The 15995-nt window shown below is 67.4% G+C and carries 18 protein-coding genes, 1 tRNA gene and 2 pseudogenes; 7 read left to right on the top strand and 14 right to left on the bottom strand.

What is annotated here, in order from left to right:
- Nucleotides 1-34 precede the first annotated feature (34 nt).
- From F1D05_RS13555 to F1D05_RS40160, 8 genes and pseudogenes are all read right to left on the bottom strand, one after another.
- Nucleotides 35-760, bottom strand: a complete 726-nt coding sequence (locus F1D05_RS13555) for an LmeA family phospholipid-binding protein (RefSeq protein WP_185448034.1) — start codon at nucleotides 758-760, stop codon at nucleotides 35-37.
- A 97-nt stretch (nucleotides 761-857) separates the two neighbouring features.
- Nucleotides 858-1133 carry a hypothetical protein gene (locus F1D05_RS13550; protein ID WP_185448033.1) on the bottom strand — a complete coding sequence of 92 codons (276 nt, stop codon included), beginning with the start codon at nucleotides 1131-1133 and terminating at the stop codon, nucleotides 858-860.
- Between the two features lie 491 nt (nucleotides 1134-1624).
- Nucleotides 1625-1912, bottom strand: a complete 288-nt coding sequence (locus F1D05_RS13545) for a YiaA/YiaB family inner membrane protein (RefSeq protein WP_185448032.1) — start codon at nucleotides 1910-1912, stop codon at nucleotides 1625-1627.
- 63 nt (nucleotides 1913-1975) lie between these two features.
- Nucleotides 1976-2187 (bottom strand): annotated as a pseudogene (locus tag F1D05_RS13540) (IS3-like element ISTesp3 family transposase); the annotation flags it as partial.
- Nucleotides 2188-2207: 20 nt separating this feature from the next.
- A complete protein-coding gene (locus F1D05_RS41950) occupies nucleotides 2208-4067 on the bottom strand; it encodes a serine/threonine-protein kinase (RefSeq protein WP_185448031.1) in 1860 nt (619 codons plus the stop codon).
- A 675-nt stretch (nucleotides 4068-4742) separates the two neighbouring features.
- Nucleotides 4743-4815 (bottom strand) — tRNA-Arg (locus F1D05_RS13530).
- Nucleotides 4816-4949: 134 nt separating this feature from the next.
- A complete protein-coding gene (locus F1D05_RS13525; protein ID WP_246486664.1) occupies nucleotides 4950-6242 on the bottom strand; it encodes a S1 family peptidase in 1293 nt (430 codons plus the stop codon).
- A gap of 92 nt (nucleotides 6243-6334) precedes the next feature.
- The gene (locus tag F1D05_RS40160) at nucleotides 6335-6673 is read right to left on the bottom strand and encodes an META domain-containing protein (RefSeq protein ID WP_246486663.1); all 339 of its coding nucleotides are present in this window, start codon (nucleotides 6671-6673) and stop codon (nucleotides 6335-6337) included.
- Between F1D05_RS40160 and F1D05_RS40155 the strand changes: the two genes are divergently transcribed.
- Nucleotides 6663-6863 carry a hypothetical protein gene (locus F1D05_RS40155; RefSeq protein ID WP_246486662.1) on the top strand — a complete coding sequence of 67 codons (201 nt, stop codon included), beginning with the start codon at nucleotides 6663-6665 and terminating at the stop codon, nucleotides 6861-6863. The two genes, F1D05_RS40160 and F1D05_RS40155, sit on opposite strands and share 11 nt — an antisense overlap.
- A gap of 74 nt (nucleotides 6864-6937) precedes the next feature.
- On the opposite strand, the gene F1D05_RS13515 is transcribed toward F1D05_RS40155, so the two are convergent.
- The 3 genes from F1D05_RS13515 to F1D05_RS13505 all read right to left on the bottom strand — a co-directional run bounded on the left by F1D05_RS13515 (nucleotide 6938) and on the right by F1D05_RS13505 (nucleotide 10071).
- Nucleotides 6938-7432 carry a SigE family RNA polymerase sigma factor gene (locus F1D05_RS13515; RefSeq protein WP_185448030.1) on the bottom strand — a complete coding sequence of 165 codons (495 nt, stop codon included), beginning with the start codon at nucleotides 7430-7432 and terminating at the stop codon, nucleotides 6938-6940.
- 508 nt (nucleotides 7433-7940) lie between these two features.
- Nucleotides 7941-9284: an alpha/beta hydrolase gene (locus F1D05_RS13510; RefSeq protein WP_185448029.1), complete on the bottom strand. Its 1344-nt coding sequence runs from the start codon at nucleotides 9282-9284 to the stop codon at nucleotides 7941-7943.
- A gap of 169 nt (nucleotides 9285-9453) precedes the next feature.
- A complete protein-coding gene (locus F1D05_RS13505; protein ID WP_246486661.1) occupies nucleotides 9454-10071 on the bottom strand; it encodes a hypothetical protein in 618 nt (205 codons plus the stop codon).
- A 200-nt stretch (nucleotides 10072-10271) separates the two neighbouring features.
- Here F1D05_RS13505 and F1D05_RS13500 point away from each other — a divergent pair, with 200 nt between their 5' ends.
- The 4 genes from F1D05_RS13500 to F1D05_RS38835 are packed head-to-tail and all read left to right on the top strand — an operon-like array spanning nucleotide 10272 to nucleotide 11749.
- On the top strand, nucleotides 10272-10958 hold the full coding sequence (locus F1D05_RS13500) for a hypothetical protein (protein WP_185448028.1): 687 nt from the start codon (nucleotides 10272-10274) through the stop codon (nucleotides 10956-10958).
- 26 nt (nucleotides 10959-10984) lie between these two features.
- Nucleotides 10985-11128 carry a hypothetical protein gene (locus F1D05_RS13495; RefSeq protein WP_185448027.1) on the top strand — a complete coding sequence of 48 codons (144 nt, stop codon included), beginning with the start codon at nucleotides 10985-10987 and terminating at the stop codon, nucleotides 11126-11128.
- On the top strand, nucleotides 11125-11535 hold the full coding sequence (locus F1D05_RS13490; RefSeq protein WP_206686202.1) for an alpha/beta fold hydrolase: 411 nt from the start codon (nucleotides 11125-11127) through the stop codon (nucleotides 11533-11535). Before F1D05_RS13495 ends, F1D05_RS13490 begins: the two co-directional genes overlap by 4 nt.
- Entirely contained in the window at nucleotides 11489-11749 is a 261-nt protein-coding gene (locus tag F1D05_RS38835) for a hypothetical protein (RefSeq protein ID WP_206686201.1), read from the top strand. The genes F1D05_RS13490 and F1D05_RS38835 overlap by 47 nt, the downstream gene beginning before the upstream one ends.
- A 246-nt stretch (nucleotides 11750-11995) precedes the next feature.
- On the opposite strand, the gene mscL is transcribed toward F1D05_RS38835, so the two are convergent.
- The 3 genes and pseudogenes from mscL to F1D05_RS42540 form a co-directional block, all read right to left on the bottom strand.
- Nucleotides 11996-12379, bottom strand: a complete 384-nt coding sequence (gene mscL / locus F1D05_RS13485) for a large conductance mechanosensitive channel protein MscL (RefSeq protein ID WP_185448026.1) — start codon at nucleotides 12377-12379, stop codon at nucleotides 11996-11998.
- A gap of 118 nt (nucleotides 12380-12497) precedes the next feature.
- Nucleotides 12498-13127 carry a Flp pilus assembly protein CpaB gene (cpaB, locus tag F1D05_RS13480; protein WP_185448025.1) on the bottom strand — a complete coding sequence of 210 codons (630 nt, stop codon included), beginning with the start codon at nucleotides 13125-13127 and terminating at the stop codon, nucleotides 12498-12500.
- A 209-nt stretch (nucleotides 13128-13336) separates the two neighbouring features.
- Nucleotides 13337-13609 (bottom strand): annotated as a pseudogene (locus F1D05_RS42540) (FmdB family zinc ribbon protein); the annotation flags it as partial.
- A 219-nt stretch (nucleotides 13610-13828) separates the two neighbouring features.
- Between F1D05_RS42540 and F1D05_RS13470 the strand changes: the two are divergent.
- Together F1D05_RS13470 and F1D05_RS13465 are read left to right on the top strand one after the other, a co-directional pair.
- Nucleotides 13829-14557: a hypothetical protein gene (locus F1D05_RS13470; protein ID WP_185448023.1), complete on the top strand. Its 729-nt coding sequence runs from the start codon at nucleotides 13829-13831 to the stop codon at nucleotides 14555-14557.
- Nucleotides 14554-15936 carry a hypothetical protein gene (locus tag F1D05_RS13465; RefSeq protein ID WP_185448022.1) on the top strand — a complete coding sequence of 461 codons (1383 nt, stop codon included), beginning with the start codon at nucleotides 14554-14556 and terminating at the stop codon, nucleotides 15934-15936. Before F1D05_RS13470 ends, F1D05_RS13465 begins: the two co-directional genes overlap by 4 nt.
- Nucleotides 15937-15995: the final 59 nt, after the last annotated feature.

The following is a 15995-nucleotide window of genomic DNA, read 5'->3' as shown; positions in this document are numbered from 1 at the left end:
GTCCGGTTCAATGCTGGTGGAACTACAACCCCGCCTAGGCTCCGGCGGTCAGCTGGAGATTCTTCGCGGTCGCGGTCAAGGCGATCGCCTGACCGTCCAGGGCGATCTCTTTCAGCGTGGCGCCGAAGGGCAGATCGGGCAGCGCGACGCCTTTGGCCAGCAAGGTGGTCACGGCTTTGCGGATGACCGACGGCAGCTCGGAGGGCAGCTGGTCGACCACGAGCCTGATCCGGCCGTTCACCGCCTGCGGGCGGACAGTCGCGGTCGCATCGACCCCTCGGACCTTCACATGAGCCAGCAGTTTCCCGCCACTGATCTGCAGCGACAGCCCGCTCAACCCGCTGACCGTCGCCGTCAACTTGGTCAGCGCGCCCGGCGACAACCGAAGCCGTACGTCGGTCGTGTCGACCGTGACAACCGCCTTCGACCCGGTCAGCAGCTCTTGCGGAACATGGACCCCGGTCATCTCGGCGCTCAGATCCTCGGCCGCCACCGACGAGAAAGTCGGCCGCTGCATTGTCACCGTGATCTTGGAAAACTCACCCCTGGCCACCTGCGGCAGAAACCCGAACCCACCGATCTCGGCAGACGTGTCAGACGCCCGTACGTCGTACTTCGCCGCTTCCTGCGCAGCCGCCTTCGCCAACTGGTTCTCTGCCAGCGACTCACCCACCCGATCCACGGCGAACAGCAGGCCGCCCAGCAGCACCAGAACGATCACAAACGCCTTCAACCCACGCCGACGCCGCTTGGGGCTCATCAAACTCTCCCCGACTTCGGCTGCGAAAGGTCATGGCTGCGTGCAGTCGTCATGGCGCGAGCCTATCCAGCAACCCCTCACAGCCGCCCGCTCAGCCTCACTTGGTCGCTGCGCGTTTGAAGTCGTGGTCGCTCGACTCGCTCGACTGACCCTGCACGATCAACCGTTCGGCAAAGCCGGCGCCGAACGCCGCGAGCAGCAGGTTCGCCGCGTTGACGTTCGAAGTCTCCGCTGTCGCGATGGAGAACAGCCACACGGTCAACCCGGCAACTCCACCGATGGGAATTCTGGACCACGACGCGACATTCGAACCCAATTGCGCCGGCACATGCTCAGGCAGAATTCCCGTCGATCTCTTGGCCGCGCTGATCACCGCCCCAAGAACTCCGAGTAATGCCGACAAGATGCAGAGGAACGGCCCCGCCGCCCACTCCTTCGTACCGATCCTGTCGGAGAGATCGCCAGGATCACGATCACAGTCAGCAGCACAGGCCCACCGATAAGAATCAGCAATTGCTGATAATGCCGAACGATGGCCAGCCGCCAATAGTCGTTGGAGATCCCCTCATTCCGGATCCTCATCGCGGCAGCTCACCGGCCCGCTCAACCTCCAGCCGCAACTCAGCAATCTCCGCCTCAATCCAGGCCTGCCGCGGATCCTTCGCAAACATCCGCACCCGCCGCCACCCCAGCGGCTCCCGCTGCCCCTGAGCTCCAGCCATCGGTCCCCCCCGATTCAAGCGACTGCCCCGCTCACACCTCTCCGAACCCCGAAATACGCACGGAGAAAACACCCAAACGCCACAGCTCCCTACCGCGAGTATCCAAACCCAATTCCCCACTGTCAACGCGCAGCCAACGCCCTCAAACCTCAACCTTGAAAGGATCATGTTCAGCCAGCAACTTGTCCAAGCGCGCCTGATCCACCCGATTGCTCACCCCGGCCGTCTCCTGCCGATCCCGAACCACCTTGCACAACGTCACCGTAGACGTCACCACATACAACAACCCCAACCCCAAAAACCCCCGAACCCACCCAGCCGCCGGCAAATACACCAGCGCAATCCCCATAGCCCCCAACGAAACAACAAACGACGCAACAGCCTGCGCGTAAAACGCAGCCGTCTGCGATGGCTGAACAGTCTTAGTCATACCCCAAATAGTCACCCCACCAAAGCCCCACCACATGAGCCAAACTACTCAACCGGCCGTCCGGGCGTAGTAGGACGAGCGCTCGATCTCGACGAGCTCACACAGCCGCTTCACCTCGTGGGTGGTGGAGTGGTCGGCGACGAACTGGAAGCGGGTCACCAGTTCGTCGCCGCAGCGAAATACTTGGCCGCCTGACGCAGAATCTCACGCTCGGTCGTGAGTTTGGTCTTGTCCGCCCGCAACGCCTGGTTCTCGGCCTCGAGCAGGGTGGTCTTGACCGGCTCCCCAATCGCGGTCAGGCGGCCGGGCGGAAGCTGGCGGTGATGGTGCGCAACATGGTTTGGCTGGCCGCCCACTGACCGTCCGGGGTCGACCAGTAGATCCCGTACGCCTGTCGCGGACTCGTGACGACCCCGCGGTTCAGTACATGCTGCCGCCCACCCCGGACCGCATAGGTGAACTCCCAGTCCGCCGCCTTCTCGAAGTAGTCCACCGCCTCGATCCGGATCCGCCTGTACTCCGGATATCCGTCGCGTCGCGCCTCCTCCTGCTGACGCCAGTCGGCCACCGGGTCCGCTTTCGGCTGATCGGTCTGGTCGATGAGGAGCAAGCGAGATCCGCGGGGGTCACGGAAGTACACGCGTCCGCCCTCGCGCCGTACGGTCCAGTTGATCGGTACCGCCAGCGAGAACCCGGTCGGATCGTTGTGCCGCTCGAAACCGGCCGGTACTACCGCGCCCGAGGGGTTCGTCGGCTGAGTGGTGGGCTGCGTGGGCCTACTACTTGGAACCGATGACACCGGCGACGAAGGAGCGCTGCTTTGAGGTCCACTGCTCGGGGGCGCGCTGCTCTTCCCGGAGGCGGTTGGCGTACCACCCGATGGACGTGTGCTTGGGGCGACCGTAGGCGCCGCGCTGGACGCGCCTGGCTGCCGGCTCTGCTGGTTGTCGTCCTTCGGCCGGAACGCCGCCCACGCCCCGAGGCCAGCCACTATCACTGCACAGACAGCCAAGGCCACGAGCACCTTCGGTCGCCGCTGCCCCGACGACCTGGCCGGAGCAACTGGGGAGGCAGGAGGCGGAACCACTGGCGAACCCGATGCGGACGAGACAGCCGAGCCCCGCGGCTCCGGCACAACCAGCGATGACCCCGAACCAACCGGCTCCGGCTGCGGCACAACCGGCTGCGGCTCGGGCTCCGCCAGAGTCGGCGGAGGCTGCGGAACGAGCGGTGCTCCTGGAAGGACACGCGTCCCCTGGCCGTGTTCCCAGGCTGCGCTGGGTTGCGAGGTGGGGGTGGTGGGCTGAGCGGGTGCGGCGGTGGAGGGTGGGGCTGTGGCCGCCCGGTGTAGCAGGGAGCGGGCGGTGCGGGCGTCTGCGCGCTCGGCTGGGTTCTTGCGAAGTAGAGCTTCGAGAGCCGGCCAGAGCGGGCCGGCCAACTTCGGCGGATCTGGCGCCTCGGTTACGGCAGCGGTCAGCGTGGGGAGCACACCACCGCGGTCGTGGGGTGGGCGACCTTCGACGGCTGTGTAAAGGGTGGCGCCCAGCGACCACAGGTCCGACTCCGGGCCCGCGCCTCGTGCCTGCACCCGCTCCGGGGCGATGTACGCCGGTGATCCCACCAGCGTGCCCGACTGGGTGAGCGACGGATCGCCTTCCAGGGTCGCGATGCCGAAGTCCGTGAGCACCACCCGGCCGCCCTCAGCCAGCAGTACGTTGCTGGGCTTCACGTCGCGATGCAGAACGCCCGCCGGGTGCGCCGCTTCCAGTGCGTCCAGCACCTGCAGCCCGATCTCCGCCACCAGCCGGAACGGCAACGGCCCCTCTTGCCGCAGAGCGTCCGCCAACGTACGGGACTTGACGAACTCCATCACGATCCACGGCCGCCCCTCCTCCTCCACCACGTCGTACACGGCGACGACGTTCGGGTGGCTGAGCCTGGCGGCCGAGCGGGCCTCCCGGAGGGTCCGGCGGCGCAGCATCTTGCGTTCTTCGTCGGGCAGTTCGGGCGGCAGCAAGATCTCCTTGACCGCCACCTCGCGGTGGAGCACCTCATCATGGGCGTGCCAGACCACGCCCATCCCGCCCCGCCCCAGGGAGCCGAGCAGCCGGTACCGCCCGGCCAGGAGACGACCCTCCGACTCTTCGGTGCGCATTCATCACCGGTGCCCCATCCTGCGGAGCGCAATCCCCTTCACCCTCGGGGAGACGGACAGTGCGGGTCCCGGCGGAATAGCCCGCGACCCGCATCGCATCTCCTATGTGGTTCAGGCGGCCGTGGATCATTTCTTCGTCCGCCAGTTCCTTCAGTACTGCTTCGAACTCGGCGGCCTCGGCTGCTCGCCGACCACCCTTGCGCTCGACCCGGTGGCGATCGTGCAGGAGGGATCGACGCCAACGGCTACCCGGTCTACCGTGACGGCGCTCGTGCGTCGGGGGCGCATGCTGTCAGAGCGCGGACAACAGACCCATGCGATCGGCCAAGCCCCGCAGTTCCCGACCGCCAGAATCGCGGCGGGCATCGAGGACCACTTCGCTGACGCTCGCTGTACGGCTTGCCGCGCTTGCTGTTCTCTGCCCGCAGGCTGTCGCGAACAAGTCACGCTGTTGGGCGCGGGATGCCTGGCCCGTAGCGTCCGGCACGGCTCTCAGGGTGCGCGCCGGTCGGTCCGGTGCGCGGCCCGGAACGGTGGGCATGCGCTGGTACTCCTCGGTCTCGGCGGACCGATCCGCTTACCCGAAACTGTGTGTGCATGGCCTTGGCTACTAGCGGAGGAGGTTCGGCCCTGACCTGCAAACAGTCTGTCTATGCCAGGTCAGGCGCCGATTTGTGCCCCCGGCAGGATTCGAACCTGCGACGCACGGTTTAGGAAACCGACGCTCTATCCCCTGAGCTACGGGGGCGCACGTGGTGAGACGGGGGATAGCGTAGCTGATTTGGGGGTGGGCCAGCTGAAGCGGTCTGGGTGGGGCGGTCCGGCTGGGGGCGGCGAGTTTGCCGGCTAGGGATGGTGGGTTGGCCAACCTGGGGGCGGGTGTTAGCCGACTAGGGCTCGGATGTTCAGGTGGCCGGCTATGGAGGCGTAGCGCTCGGCGTAGAGGGTGGTGCAGCGGCCGGCTGTGCAGCCGGAGCCGGCGAAGGCCAGGCCTCGGATGGTGGCGGTGGTTGCGGTGGGGCGGGTGTAGATGGGGCCGCCGGAGTCGCCGCTGACGATGGCTACCAGGCCGCTTCGGGTTGCCCGGATCACGTAGGTGGTGCAGCCGTCGGCGTCGCAGTACTCGGCGCTGGTGGAGCGGACGGTGATGCCGCACAGCGAGGTGCTGAAGGAGCCGGACTGGCAGATGGACGTGCCGACCGCGGGGTCGGAGGCGCCGGTGACGGTGCGGGTGTCGACGCTGTCGCCGGGGCCGTCGGTCCAGATCTTGGCGCCGTACGAACTGCCGGCCAGCAGGGACTGGTCGTAGTCGGGGTAGTTGGTCCGGACCGTGGTGGTGCCGTAGTAGTTGGGGCCCGACTTCCAGACGGTGCCGACGCCGCCGCAGTGGCCGGCGGTGACAGCACCGCGGGTGTTGGTGGCCTGGATGACGACCGAGAAACCGGCGGTGCAGTTCTTCGTGGTCGAGGTGATCCGCGCGCCACCCCAGTGGCCGCCGGTCGCGGTGTCGCTCAGGCGGCTCATCCGCTGGGGGCTGCCGGCAACGATCGCGACACCGTCGATCCCGCGCAGGCCCGAAAGGCTGCCGGCGGAGGTGGTTGCCTGGTCGTACTCGACCAGGATGTTCTCGCTGGCCGGCTCGAGGTCGGCGGTGAAGGTGGTCTTCGCGGCGTCCGGCGACCAGCTACGGGCGCCGATCTTGTTCCAGGCGGCGGCGATGGAGCGGGCGGAGCGGCAACTGCGCTCGACACCCAGCATCTTCAGGCCGGCCTGCGGGACGTTGCGGGAGACGGCGTTCTGGTACTTCGAGTCGTCCACGACCGAGTCGTCGAGCACGACCTTGTAGCCGGTCTTGGGGGAGCCGAGGATACCTACGATGCCCTGGCTCAGCCCGTACGGCAGGCCGGAGGTGGGGCGGCCGGTGTTGGTCAGCGGCTCGATCGAGCGGACGGCGGCCGAAACCCCTTCGCCGAGCGCCTGGCCGAGCGGGCGTGGATCGCTCGCGCTGGTCGGTTGGGAGAGCCGGCTCGCGTCCTTGGACGTGGTCGCCGGGTCGGCGTGCGTGCAGCTGGCCGGGCCTGCCACCGAGGCGGAGGTGGGCAACGCCGACAGCGATGCGACGGTGAGTGACAGAGAGCAAAGGGCGAGCAGCGGGACGGTAGCTGAGAGTCGCACTAAGCTCCCCAATCGGTGGACGGCCTCCGTGAATGGTCCGGGTACGGACGACCCATAGTCAATAGCCGATCACCGTCTGCAAGCAAATTTGACTACCGTGTGCGAGCGTATGTCGCAACTTCACGCCCGTCGCCGGCATAGAACCGGAGTGTCGACCGGTCCGCGGTGATCCGCTGGGCCGCGGCGAGGATCGCGGTGTGCGGCACGTTGCCGCATTCGATCAACCGCTGACCCTTCGCGTGGCTGGTGAATTCGCCGCGCTGGCCGATCGTGAACGTCCCGCCGAGGCTGTTGCAGCCGTCCGAGCCGGTCCAGGTGCCGTCGCTACGGAAGGTCAGGGTCGGGTCTTCGGGCCGGCCGACCTTGAGCGTGGTGAAGCCGCTCATTTTCACCGGACGCCAGGTGCCGGCCAATGCTTGAGTGGACGTCACCGTCGTACCGGTTGCCGTGGTGGCCGGTGCCGGGTTGCTGGCCGCGGGGGCGGGCGGCGAGGAGGTGCTGCCGTGGTTGAGGCTGAAGCCGATACCGGCGACCACGGCGATCGCGGCGGCGGCAGCGCCGGACGCGATCCACGTACGGCGTTGGGCCTGCCGTACGCCGGTGGTCGCGCGGGCCGGCTAGGTCGGGGGCCAGGGGGACGGAAGCGGCGGCGCGGTCGAACGTGGCGCGCAGGTCTTCCTCGAGCTCGGTCTTGCTCACGGCAACCTCTCATCAACACGGTGGGACTGTCTCGTTCTCCGCAGTGCGGCGAGCGCCCGGCTGGCGGTCGCTCGCACGGAGGACGGTTTGATGCCGAGCAGGTCGGCGATCGTCCGGTCGTCCATGTCCTGGTAGTAGCGCAGGACCAGGACGACCCTTTCCCGGGCCGACAACGTGGCGAGTGCTCGCCAGAGGTCGTCGGAGTTCACGATGTCGTTGGCGGGGTCGGGCACCGTGTGCTCGGTGTCGATCTCGGCCGCCGGGGCCTCGGTGAAGGATCGGCGACGCGTCATCGACAGGTACGAATTGATCAGGATCCGCCGGACGTAGGTGTGCGGGTCGTCCGCCCGCTGCACCTTCTTCCAGGACCGGAACGCCTGCATCAGCGCGATCTGGGCCAGATCCTCCGCCCGCTGGTAGTCGCCGGAGACGGTGAAGCCGAGACGCACCAGTTCCTGTCCGCGCGCGGACGCGTACTCCTCGAATTCCACTCGCAACTCCCAGCTCGGGCGTGCAACACCTCACACCTATTAGACGCAGTGAGCTACCCAGGGTGCTGCAACCTTTCACACACAGTTGCATCTCACCCCGCAGAAGTGCAGGCGAGGGCAGTGGCAGGAAGGTGCCGGGCTGGGGTGAGGGAAGGCGGAGGTGGTGGGGTGAGGCGAGGTGCGGGGCTGGGTTGAGGGAAGGCGGAGTGGTGGTGAGGTGGGTGCCGGAGGTGGGGGAAGACGGGCCGGGGCGGAGGTGAGGCGAGGTGCGGGGCTGGGGTGAGGGAAGGCGGAGTGGTGGTGAGGTGGGTGCCGGAGGTGGGGGAAGACGGGCCGGGGCGGAGGTGAGGCGAGGTGCGGGGCTGGGTTGAGGGAAGGCGGAGTGGTGGTGAGGTGGGTGCCGGAGGTGGGGGAAGACGGGCCGGGGCGGAGGTGAGGCGAGGTGCGGGGCTGGGTTGAGGGAAGGCGTGGAGAAGGCAGGGCCGGTGAGGGAAGGCGCGGGTGCGGGTCAGCGGAGGAGGAAGTTTCGGGTTTCGGTTTTGCCGGTTGGGTTGGTGGGGCTGCGTTGGACGCCGTGGCCGCTGCCTGGGACCAGTACCAGGCGGGCGTTGCGGGCGTGGGCTTGTTCCCAGGTGGCCCAGGTCGCGGGGCAGAAGAGGTCGTTGCTGCCGTGGAGGATCAGGGTGGGTGGGAGGAGGGTCTGATCGGCGGGGTAGGTCGAAGTTCGGGTGGGGGGCCAGCGGAGGCAGGCGTCGGTCATTAGTTGGTTTCGCGCGGTCGCCACGTCGAAGGGGTAGAGGTAGGCGGGGTCCAGGCGTTTCAGGGCGGATTCCAGGGGCGCGGGGCGATCCGCGAGCGGGGTGGCGGAGGTTCCCCAGGGGAAGCGGAGGTCGGAGCAGAAGGTTGCCAGGTGGAGTCCTGCCGATAGGTCGTCGTACGCCGCGCTGCGGCTGGTCGCCTGCTGGAAGAGGTCGTTGAGGCCGGCCGTGTCACCGCCACGGGCGGCGTGCAGGACGCGAGGGATGCCGTCGAAGGAGGGGTTCACGGCGTTCAGGCTGAGGATCGACAGCGACTCCATGAGGCTGGTGCCGTTCAGTGGAGCTCCGTCCAGTTCGCCGTGGCGCACCAACCAGGCAAGGTCGGCCACAGGGTCCGAAGTACAGGCGGGGTCGCGCTTGCAGGCAGCAGCGAGAACTGGGCCTGTTGCGGCCATCAGGTCGACACCGAAGGGATTGATGCCGCCGTGCGGCACTACGGAGTCCAGTACGAGAGAGCGGACGCGGCTCGGGTACTTCAGCCCGTACTGAGCCGCCGTGAAGCTCCCGTACGACGTGCCGTCGAGGGTGAGCCGCTCCTGGTTGAGTGACTGGCGCAGGAGTTCGATGTCTTCGACGGTGTCGGGCGTGCCGTAGTAGTCGCGGTCCGGGCCGAGCTGACGGGCGCAGTCCTGCACGGCATCCACCGGGGGAGTCAGGAAGTCGGAGCCACCGACAGCTGTCTGCAACGAAGGGCAGTTGATACCAGGCGTACCTGTGCCGCGCTGGTCGAACATGACCAGCCTGTACTCACGCAGTACGGCTGGATCGAGGTAGGTGCGAACACGTGCCAGCAGGCCAACTCCTGGTTGGCCGGGGCCGCCGGTGAGCATCAGGAGTACGCCGCGTGGTGCGTCGGCGTTGTCTGCTACGACTACCGCGAGGTCGAGTGCCTTGCCGCCAGGCTGATGATGATCGAGGGGTACGCGCAACGTCGTACAGGTGAATCCGGCTACGCCTGCGCAGGACTCCTTTGACTCCGACGGGCCCGTGCAGGCACAGGTCAGCAGGAGGATGACTGCCAGGACCAGCCGCATTCGGTCAGCGTGCAGGCGGCGGTGGGTGCTGGCAAGAGTTGGCACCCGCCTTGCGGGTCGACACCAGAGGGCGACCCGCAAGGCAGGCGGATGACCCCGGCCCGGACGGCTTCGGGGGGCGCGTCCGGGGCAGGATCAGCGCAGGGGCAGGATCAGCGCAGGGGCAGGGTCAGCGCAGGCCGAGCGACTTGATCAGTTCGGGTGAGACCTGCCGCGGCGAAGCGAGCTCGCCGGGCTTGCCCTGGCCCTCCAGAGAAGTCGCCACCAGGCGGCGGCAGCCGAAGGCCTCGGCCGCGTAGGAGAGCACCCCGCGGTCGTTGTCGGTGAACCGCAGGACATAGGTCGGGCCGAGCTCCTTCGTGCATATGTTGGGCTTGTCGGCCACTGGCTTCGCGCTGTTGACGAGAGCGAACAGGTCGGTCGCCTTGGTCGCCATCCGCTTGGTCTGGACACTGGCGTAGGCCTGACCGGTCGCCGTCGGGTCGTACTGGCAGATGGTCACACTGACCGGGTGGAAGGCGGACTTGGCTGAGCCCTTGCCCCAGACGGACTTCTCCACGGCGGTCTTCACCGAGGCGATCGTGTCGGGGCAGTCCATGCTCGGCGTTCCGCTGGGGGTGGGCGGGGTGGCGGTGGGCAGGGTTGGTGTGGTGCCGGTGGTGGTCGGCGTTTCGGTGGGCTGGGCACCGGGGGAGGCAGCGTCCTCGTTACCGCAGGCGGCGGTGATTCCGAGGACGGCTACGACGATCGATGCTCCGATGAGGCCCCGTGTCCTTGATGCACTCACGACTCGGTCCTTCCGGGTTGGCAAGGAGTCCCATGATGCTCGACCTGCGTCTCACTGGCCGTGTAGGTACTGTCACGGCGCGGCGTCTATCCGGTCACGGGCCGGATCGAGTGTCAATAGCAGCAGTTCTGTAACGTGTGCGGACTGTTCGGGCCGCCCGTTTGGGATGATCTGGAAGGGCAGTCGACGGAAGGACGGACGTGGGCAAGAAGAAGGATGCGGCCAACCTCGCGGAGAGAGAGCGCGAGGAGTGGCAACTCGGGCAGGACTGGGCGCGCTGGCTGATCGCCGGGAACGCACCGCAGGCGCTGACCTTGTACGGCATCGTGCTGGAGCACGGAGAGGTCGCCTATCTGCAGGCACCTGCGCACTACGCGCGGCTCTACGGCGGCAGCGGGCGCTACAGCCAGAGCGGCGGCGTCTTCTTCGGCAGGCCCGGCATGGTCCTCGGCCTGATGGCAGCGAACGCCGCGATGAACGCCGGCCGGAAGGCTGCCGCGCGTCGCGACATGCAACTGCTCTGGCGCGACCTGCAAGAGGTGCCGACGATCGCGACGAACTACCGGTTGATGTGCCATCTCCCGGCCCGTGGCTGGCTGAGCTTCTACTACAACTCGGTGCAGGAGTTCTATCCCGATCCGGCCAACTGGACCATCACGTTCGGCTTCCAGAACGCGGAACCGCTGCGCCTCGGCGGTCTCTCGGCTCCGACCTTGTCCGTACTGACCGCGTGGACCGTGCTCGGGGCCAATCGCTGGCAGAGCGAGCCGGGTATCGCGCCGCTGATCCAGGCCGCGACGGCACCGCAGGTCGCACCGGGGCAGACGCAGGGTCAGCTGGAAGGCCAGCAGCAGCGCGGTCTGCCCCGAATCCCAGGGCAGGACTGAGCCCGCGCCTCCCGTAATCTGGAGGTATGACGAGCCCGTACGAAGACGACGAACCGCTGCTGCCCGAGCAGACGCGCGACGACGACCCTCGCACCTGGGGCGAGACCGACCCGCGCGGCGACGACGACGATGAGCGCATCCTCCGCGAGGTTCCGCCGCACCACGGATGACGGCCGAGCTGTTCCTAGTCCATGGCGGGCTGTGGGAAGCCATGGACGCAGCCGGTTTCTGGCGTACGCCGCGGATCGTGGCGGGCCTCGAAGCGGCAGGCATGACGGTGATCGCGCCCGATCGTCCACGCCGGGCGCTCAGTTGGTCCCAAGAGGTCGATGAGCTCGGTGGCCTCCTTCCCAGCCGGCCGGTGATGCTGGTCGGCGCCTCGAACGGATGCTCGGTGGCCGCGCGATTGGCGCTGACCTACCCGGCAGCCGTCTGCCAACTGCTGCTGGCATGGCCGGGGACCGGCGGAGACTCGTCCGTCGACGAGCGGACCCGGGCGGGGCCTGGTCGGGCGAGGTGCTTCCGAGGCTGTGGCCGACGGGCTGCTCGCGGGGGAGACGTTGCGTGGAGTTGCTGACCAGGAGCTCGCCGGGCTGGGAATTCCGGTGGCGGTGCTGCCGTCGGTGCCGGAGAATCCGTCGCATCAACGCAAGACGGTAGACGCCCTGCTGGGGCTGATCCCGGGGAGTCGTGAACTGCCGGGGTGTCCCGAGCCGCCAACGCCCGGCTTCCCGCCGCATCGAGAGGCACTGGTGGCCGCGATCGTGGCGTTCGCGAACCGATCTGGCTGATTCGCGCGTAGTAGTTGGTCGGGTCCGGCCCGACAACGAGCCGGCGATCAAGACGTGCTTACGGTTGGGCTTCCAGCCTGTCGACGAGCTACTAGCCGCCGAGTGGAACGAACCACAGCCCATCAACTACATCTGGCTGCAGTACCCGACCGAGGGTGGGACGTAGAAAATCCGTCCCACCCTCGGCGGTAGTCACCAGGCCATCGCGACCACCTGAAGATCGCAATGGCTTTGGAGACGGGAAGATCAGGGGCGGCGGAGCGAGTCGCGGATCTCGGTCAGCAGCTGCTGGTCGGTGGTCAGCGGGTCCGGCTCCACCTCGACGCCGCGGGCGCGACGCTCGGCCAGCTTGTTCAGCGGCATCACGATCAGGAAGTAGATCGCCGCCGCGACGAACAGGAAGTTCAGCGCTGCCTGCAGGATCAGGCCGATCGAGAAATCCGCCTTGTTGATGGTGAAGGTCATCACGTTCGCCAGGTTCGGCTTGCCGAAGATGGCGGCAACGATCGGATTGATGAGTCCATTGACGATCGCTGTCACAACCTGGCCGAAGGCCGCGCCGATCACGACGGCGACCGCTAGGTCTACGACGTTCCCGCGCATGATGAATTCTTTGAAGCCCTTGAGCATTCCGTGCCTCCACGATTGGGACCTGGTGGGACCCTCGGCGTTCTTATGCGCAAAAGGTAGGACCATCGGGCCGTGCAGGCGAGGGACCGCGCCGCAGCCTCCGAGATGTGACAAAGAGTCATGAGGAGGTGGGTGGGCCGGTCAGGGCGAGTGTGAGGCGAGTGTTGGTGGTGGCTTGGGCCAGGTGGGCGATCGTGTCGGGGGAGGCGGCGATGACTACCAGGGCTCCGGTGGTGGGTGAGGCTCGGGTGTCGGGGAGGGCGATTACGCGGACTCCGTCGGCGAGTAGGGCGGCTGAGTCCGCGCCGGTGCTGGTTGCGGCGTAGAGGTCGATCCGGTCGCCGACGCGGAGGAGGGCCACGATGTCGGCGTCGTCGAGGCGGAGTGGATAGGCGCCTAGGCCTGGTCCGGGGGTGTTGGGGGAGAGGAAGCGGGCGTCCGTCAGCGGTTCGCCGGATCGCACTGGGGAAGCCAGGACTCGTTTGGCGAGGTCGGCGCCGGGGCGTAGTACGCCGGTCGGCAAAGCTCCGGCTGGTAGGTGCAGCGTGCGGAGGTCGCCGCTGGTTGGCACGACTCCGCCGGGGAGGTCGCGTGCGGCGGCCAGCACTGCGACTGTCGGCGGCGGGTCAGGAGATACCGCGGCCAAGGCGAAGTAGACGGCAGCGGCCGCGGACAGCCCGGCGAGGAGCCGGCGGTGCCAGCGGACGGCTTTGAGGAGGTCGCGAAGAAGGGAGTGGGATCGGCTCATGCCAGAGAAGGTACGAGTTTCTCCGGTAGGTCAGGCCCCGTTATCCACAGGGCCCCCCGGTGACCTGAATGCGGCGGCCTGGATCAGGCCGCGCTGGTCTTGCTGGAACTGCCCGACCCGCTTGACGAGGAACCGCCGGACGAGCTCGACGAAGACGACCCGTTCGACGAAGACCCGTTGGACGAGGAGCCGTTGGACGACGACCCGTTCGACGACGAGGATCCCGAGTCGGACGAGGACGACGACGAAGCAGACTCGCTCTTCGAACCGGACTCGCTCTTGGCGGGCACCGAGCTGGTGCCGGTCGAGCGGCTGTCGTTCCGGTAGAAACCGGAGCCCTTGAAGACCACGCCGACCGCGTTGAAAACCTTGCGCAGCGCGCCGTCGCAGTTCGGGCAGACCGTCAGCGCATCGTCCGTGAAGCTCTGCCGGACCTCGAGCGAGTTGCCACACTCGGTGCACTGGTACTGGTACGTCGGCACGTTTGATTCCCTTCAGGGCCGCTGGCACTCCTACTACACGACTGCTAATAATGCGCCACGGGCCCGAAGTATTCCAATTCTTGCCTGAACGCTTGTTGGTATGGACCAGTTTTGGCAGGAAACTGCAGCCGAAGCAACCCAGAAACGGGTCGAAGGCGTCTTCCCAACGTGGGATCACTGGGGTGGGGACCGGGGAACGGCCCGAAACGAATACTTAGAGTGACGCCAGGCGTGCTGGTCTGGGCGGCAGCGTGCCTGCTGCTGGCCGGCTACGACACCGCCTGGCGCGCGGTTCTGCTCTTCTCGCTCTACCTGGGCGCAGGCATCGTGATGCCAGGAATGCTCATCTGGCGCCGGTCGCGCGGCAACGTCGACGGATTCGCGGCCGACTTCGCCTTCGGCACCGGCATCGGCCTGGCCCTCTCGATCCTGACCTACATCCCCGGCCGCGCCATCGGCCTACCGCTGCTGCCGCTGGTCGTCCCCGCCGCCACCCTGGTCGCGTTCGTAGCAGTGCCCGTACTGCGAACCAACTGGCTGACCAAGGGCGCTCCGATGCCGGCCTGGTGGGCGTGGTCCATCGCAGCCGCGACCGTGCTCGGCCTGTGGGTGATCACCCGCAACGGGCTCGCCATCGAACCGATCGCCTTCCCGGACGCCGCGTTCCAGTACAGCGACATGTCGTACCAGTTGGCGCTGGCCGGCGAGCTGAAGAACCACCTGCCGGGAGAGATCCCGTACGTCATCGGCCAGTCCCTGAACTACCACTGGTTCCTGCATGCCGAGGTGGCCGCGACCAGTTGGCAGACCGGCATCGAGATGGACGTGTTGCTCCGACGGCTCTTCCCGATGCTGTGCGCACTACTGCCGATCTTGTCGGTCGCAGCACTCGCCACCAAGTTGGCCAAGCGACCCTGGGGCGGCCCCTTGGGGGCTGGCTCCTGTTGATCGTCACCAGCTTCGACGTCTACGGCTGGGGTGGACGCGAGCTGATCAGCCAGGCTCCGTACTCCAGCGCCGTCCTCATGTACAGCCTCACCCACGCCTTCGCTGTCGTCCTCGCCATCCCGGTCGTCTGGCTGGTCGTCTGCCTGCTTCGCGGCGACAGACGACCAGGCAACTGGATGCTGCTAGCGGTAGGAATCGCTGGACTGGCAGGAGCCAAAGCATCCTTCGTCCCCATCCTGGTCGCCGCCGTAGGGCTGGTGATCGCAGTACAGCTGGTCACGACCCGCAAGCTCAATCGCACCCACCTTGGGCTCGCCGCAGTCGTACTGCTCGCCCTGGCCCTGGCTCAAGTCGTCTTGTTCAGCGCAGGCTCGTCGGGCATCGGCCTGTCGCCAGGGCAGAGCTTCCGCGCGCTCGCGACCAAGGTGGGCTTCGGCAGCCACTACAGCAGCCATGCCGCAGCAGCAGTAGTCCTCGGTACTACGGGCGCCACGCTCCTGGTCTCCTGGGCGATCTCCGGCATCGGCATGATCGCCTTCCTGCAGAAGCGCAGATGGAAGGACCCGGTAGCGGTCTTCATGATCGGGTTCCTGATCGCCGGTGTCGCAGCGGGCGCCCTTCTGCGCCACCCTGGCTTCAGCCAGCTCTACTTCGTCAGGGCCACCTTCCCGATCGCTATCGCGGGCTCTGCCTGGGGTCTGACGCTGCTACTCGACAAGGTCCGCTTCCGGGTCGCCCTGCCTCGCATGGTTCTGGCGCTGGCGACCGGCGCAGTACTGGCCAAGATCCTCAGCGCGGCGACCCCGGACAGGCCGTTCAAGAGTCAGGGCATCGCATTGGTCAGCCTGCAGGTCATCGGGCCCTGGCTGACGGCCCTACTGGCGGCGGCCATCATCGCCCTCCTCCTGCGCAGGGCTCCAGAGAGCTGGAAGGTCCGGCCGCTGGCGCTAGGCCTCGGCGTACTCGTCGTCTTCGGCGTGGTCGGCGTCGCCCTGCCGGAGACCGTGGTGACCACAGTCGGCGACAGGGTGTGCGTCGCCGGCCCGGAGAAGCCTGACTGTCGTCACCCCAGACGGCAGGTGCCGGACGGTGGCGCCGAGGCCGCGCGTTACATCCGCGACCATTCGGCGGTCACCGACCGGCTCGCCACCAACTCACACTGCATGCCGGCGTACGACCCGGCGCGCTGTGACACCCGCAACTTCTGGCTGTCCGCGTACGCCGAACGCAGGGTCCTCGTGGAGGGCTGGGCCTATACGCCGAGTGCGCAGAGCAGCAAGAACGCCATGAACGGGCCCTTCTGGGACCGACGCTCCTCGCACTCAACGACAAGGCGTTCCACGACCCGGCCAAGCCGGCACTGGACTACCTGTGGATGAAGTACGGCGTGCGCTGGCTGGTATACGACACGAAGGTGTCCCAGCCGCCGTCCTCACTC

Origin of the sequence: Kribbella qitaiheensis (assembly GCF_014217565.1) — a bacterium.
GTDB lineage: Bacteria > Actinomycetota > Actinomycetes > Propionibacteriales > Kribbellaceae > Kribbella > Kribbella qitaiheensis_A.
The sequence above is the reverse complement of the archived record's forward strand: the minus strand, read 5'-3'. Positions and strand labels throughout refer to the sequence as shown.

Bases quoted from the DNA above. Each gene is read 5' to 3' on its own strand.
- F1D05_RS41950 (WP_185448031.1), bottom strand. From the start codon at position 4,067: ATGCGCACCGAAGAGTCGGAGGGTCGTCTCCTGGCCGGGCGGTACCGG.
- F1D05_RS13490 (WP_206686202.1), top strand. From the start codon at position 11,125: ATGACGGCCGAGCTGTTCCTAGTCCATGGCGGGCTGTGGGAAGCCATG.
- mscL (WP_185448026.1), bottom strand. From the start codon at position 12,379: ATGCTCAAGGGCTTCAAAGAATTCATCATGCGCGGGAACGTCGTAGAC.
- F1D05_RS13555 (WP_185448034.1), bottom strand. From the start codon at position 760: ATGAGCCCCAAGCGGCGTCGGCGTGGGTTGAAGGCGTTTGTGATCGTT.
- cpaB (WP_185448025.1), bottom strand. From the start codon at position 13,127: ATGAGCCGATCCCACTCCCTTCTTCGCGACCTCCTCAAAGCCGTCCGC.
- F1D05_RS13510 (WP_185448029.1), bottom strand. From the start codon at position 9,284: ATGCGGCTGGTCCTGGCAGTCATCCTCCTGCTGACCTGTGCCTGCACG.
- F1D05_RS13545 (WP_185448032.1), bottom strand. From the start codon at position 1,912: ATGACTAAGACTGTTCAGCCATCGCAGACGGCTGCGTTTTACGCGCAG.
- F1D05_RS13495 (WP_185448027.1), top strand. From the start codon at position 10,985: ATGACGAGCCCGTACGAAGACGACGAACCGCTGCTGCCCGAGCAGACG.